This is a genomic window from Acinetobacter sp. GN11 (genome assembly GCF_054823985.1).
Genome location: NZ_JRVL01000250.1, coordinates 1 through 4,159 on the forward strand (window position 1 = coordinate 1; position 4,159 = coordinate 4,159).

Consider the following 4,159-nt stretch of genomic DNA (forward strand, 5'->3'; position numbering starts at 1 on the left):
TTCAATATCATGATCATTTTATGAATATTTGATGAAAAAACAGTCTTCATTTGTCATAAAAGCCGTTTTTCTAATGAATCTATTACAAGTGAATGGCGGGTCGTTATAGCTCATCAATTGCGCAACTATTCTGTTACAATAGCGCCGCATTTTTAAATTTGTACAATATCGGGGTTTTCTATGTCTACGCTTGCCACCCTAAAAGCGCTTCTTGCCAAACGCATTCTGATTATTGATGGTGCGATGGGTACCATGATTCAACGCCATAAATTAGAAGAAGCCGACTACCGTGGTGAGCGTTTTGCCGATTGGGCACATGACTTAAAAGGTAACAATGACCTTCTTGTGCTAACTCAACCCGAAATCATTCAAGGTATTCATGAAGCTTATCTTGATGCAGGCGCAGACATTATTGAAACCAACAGCTTTAACGGCACGCGTGTTTCAATGTCTGACTACCACATGGAAGATCTTGTTCCAGAGATTAACCGTGAAGCAGCACGTTTAGCTAAAGCAGCTTGTGAAAAGTATTCAACCCCAGATAAACCGCGTTTTGTAGCAGGTGTACTCGGTCCAACATCGCGTACCTGTTCAATTTCACCTAATGTAAATGACCCTGCCTTTCGTAACATTACCTTTGATGAGCTAAAAGAAAACTATATTGAGGCAACTCATGCGCTGATTGAAGGCGGTGCAGATATCATTTTGATTGAAACCGTTTTTGATACATTAAACTGTAAAGCTGCAATTTTTGCGGTGAAAGAAGTCTTTAAGCAACTTGGACATGAATTACCACTCATGATTTCAGGGACCATTACCGATGCTTCAGGTCGTACTTTAACAGGTCAAACTGCTGAAGCGTTCTGGAACTCTGTACGTCATGGTGACTTACTTTCAATTGGCTTCAACTGTGCCCTTGGTGCAGATGCTATGCGTCCTCACGTTAAAACCGTGTCTGATGTTGCTGATACTTTTATTTCTGCTCATCCAAATGCAGGCTTACCAAATGCTTTTGGTGAATATGATGAAACACCAGAACAAACTGCTGCCTTCTTAAAAGAATTTGCAGAAAGTGGTTTGATCAATATTACCGGCGGTTGCTGTGGTACGACGCCAGACCATATTCGTGCGATTGCCAATGCTGTAAAAGACATTGCACCACGTCAAATTCCTGAAACTAAGCCAGCTTGTCGCTTAAGTGGTTTAGAACCATTTAATATTTATGATGACTCATTGTTCGTTAACGTGGGTGAACGTACCAACGTTACTGGTTCAAAAAAATTCTTACGCTTAATTCGTGAAGAAAACTTTGCCGAAGCTTTAGAAGTTGCACAGCAACAAGTGGAAGCTGGCGCACAGATTATCGACATTAACATGGATGAAGGGATGCTCGATTCGCAAAATGCGATGGTGCATTTCCTAAACCTTGTAGCATCGGAGCCAGATATTTCACGTGTGCCGATCATGATTGACTCATCAAAATGGGAAATCATTGAAGCAGGCTTAAAATGCGTACAAGGTAAACCCGTTGTTAACTCGATTTCCTTAAAAGAAGGTTATGACGAGTTTGTCGAAAAAGCTCGCCTGTGTCGCCAATATGGTGCTGCAATTATTGTGATGGCTTTTGATGAAACTGGTCAGGCCGATACTGCTGAGCGTAAACGCGAAATCTGTAAACGTTCTTATGATGTTTTGGTTAATGATGTAGGCTTCCCTGCTGAAGATATTATTTTTGACCCGAACGTGTTTGCAGTGGCAACAGGTATTGAGGAACACAATAACTATGGCGTCGATTTTATTGAAGCCACTGGTTGGATTAAACAAAACTTACCTCACGCCATGATTTCTGGCGGTGTATCGAACGTTTCGTTCTCATTCCGTGGAAATGAGCCTGTTCGTGAAGCGATTCACTCTGTGTTCTTGTACCATGCCATTAAACAAGGCATGACTATGGGTATTGTAAATGCTGGTCAAATGGCAATTTATGATGATATTCCTAAAGAACTCAAAGATGCAGTTGAAGATGTTGTTTTAAACCAGAACCAAGGTGAGTCTGGTCAAAACGCCACAGAGAAACTGCTTGAAGTCGCTGAAAAGTTCCGTGGCCATAGTGGTGCTCAACGCGAAGCAGAAAACCTTGAATGGCGTAATGAACCTGTAGAAAAACGCCTTGAATATGCTTTGGTCAAAGGAATTACAACTTACATTGACGAAGATACCGAAGAAGCTCGCCTAAAAGCCAAACGTCCTTTAGATGTGATTGAAGGTGCTTTGATGGATGGTATGAACGTTGTTGGTGACTTGTTCGGTTCAGGCAAAATGTTCTTACCTCAAGTTGTGAAATCTGCACGTGTCATGAAGCAAGCTGTGGCTTGGCTCAACCCGTACATTGAAGCTGAAAAAACAGGTAGCCAATCTAAAGGTAAAGTCCTGATGGCAACTGTTAAGGGCGACGTACACGATATTGGTAAAAATATTGTGGGTGTTGTACTCGGCTGTAATGGTTACGATATTGTTGACCTTGGTGTGATGGTACCTTGCGAGAAAATCTTGCAAACTGCGATTGATGAAAAATGTGACATCATCGGTTTGTCAGGTCTGATTACCCCATCTTTAGATGAAATGGTATTTGTTGCGAAAGAAATGCAGCGTAAAGGTTTTAACATTCCTTTATTGATTGGTGGTGCAACAACTTCAAAAGCACACACAGCAGTAAAAATTGACCCTCAATATCAAAACGATGCTGTGATTTATGTTGCTGATGCTTCACGTGCTGTAGGTGTTGCAACTACCTTGCTTTCAAAAGAAATGCGTGGAAAATTCATTGAAGAGCACCGTGCTGAATATGTCAAAATTCGTGAACGCTTAGCCAACAAACAACCAAAAGCTGCCAAACTGACTTATGCAGAGTCTATTAAAAACGGCTTTAAAATTGATGAAAGCTACGTTCCAGCAAAACCAAACCTTTTGGGAACTCAAGTCTTAACCAATTATCCGCTTGAAACATTGGTTGAATATTTTGACTGGACACCATTCTTCATTTCTTGGAGCTTGGCAGGTAAGTTCCCGAAAATTTTACAAGATGAAGTGGTTGGCGAAGCTGCAACAGATTTGTACAACCAAGCTCAAGCAATGTTGAAAGATATTATCGACAACAACCTTTTTGATGCACGTGCTGTATTTGGTATGTTCCCTGCTCAGCGCACTGACGCCGACACCGTCAGCGTATTTGATGAAGCTGGTCAAAATGTTACGCATACATTTGAACACTTACGTCAGCAATCAGACAAAGTCACAGGTAAACCAAACTTGTCTTTGGCAGATTACATTCGTATTGACCGTGAGCAACAGGACTACTTAGGTGGATTCACTGTATCGATTTTTGGTGCAGAAGAATTGGCAAATGAATACAAAGCTAAAGGTGATGACTACTCTGCAATTTTAGTTCAGTCACTAGCTGACCGTTTTGCTGAAGCCTTTGCCGAACACTTGCATGAACGCATTCGTAAAGAGTTCTGGGGTTATAAAGCTGATGAACAGCTCAGCAATGAAGAACTGATTAAAGAGAAATATGTCGGTATTCGCCCTGCGCCGGGTTACCCAGCGTGTCCAGAGCACTCTGAAAAAGCTGTGTTGTTTGACTGGTTAGGTTCTACAGACAAAATCGGCACTAAACTGACTGAACACTTTGCAATGATGCCGCCATCTTCGGTAAGTGGTTTCTACTATTCGCACCCTCAAAGTGAATACTTTAACGTGGGCAAAATATCTCAAGACCAACTTGAAGATTATGCAAAACGTAAAGGTTGGACACTTGATGAGGCAAAGCGTTGGTTAGGGCCGAATTTAGATGATTCGATTGTTTAAGCTTAAGTAATTATAAAAATCCCCTCTATTGAGGGGATTTTTATAAGACAGCTTGTTGCAAACTATAAGAACCATCATCATTAAAAATAATTTTTAATAATTCCTTCTGTTCAGAAGAACGAGTGTAGTTGTGTTCGGTTATAAGTATTTCATTATTTCTAATAATTACATTACAAGTATAATTATTTTGTCTTGAACAGTGACCTTTTTCCCTGATCTGGATTTTTGAAGGTTTAAAAAAATGATCATCCAACAAAACTATTAGCCTTTTTTCTTCTTTATTTTCAATATT

General features: G+C 40.5%; 2 protein-coding genes. One reads left to right on the forward strand and one right to left on the reverse strand.

Annotated elements, in window-relative coordinates:
* Positions 1 to 180: 180 nt before the first annotated feature.
* The gene (metH, locus tag NL42_RS17630; RefSeq protein ID WP_461313745.1) at positions 181 to 3,867 is read left to right on the forward strand and encodes a methionine synthase; all 3,687 of its coding nucleotides are present in this window, start codon (positions 181 to 183) and stop codon (positions 3,865 to 3,867) included.
* Between the two features lie 40 nt (positions 3,868 to 3,907).
* Here the strand turns inward: metH and NL42_RS17635 are convergent.
* Positions 3,908 to 4,159: hypothetical protein (locus NL42_RS17635; protein WP_461313746.1), on the reverse strand; the 252-nt coding region annotated here is incomplete at its 5' end.

What these genes read in the sequence shown, in the direction of transcription:
- metH (WP_461313745.1), top strand. Translation starts at nt 181, where the DNA reads ATGTCTACGCTTGCCACCCTAAAAGCGCTTCTTGCCAAACGCATTCTG.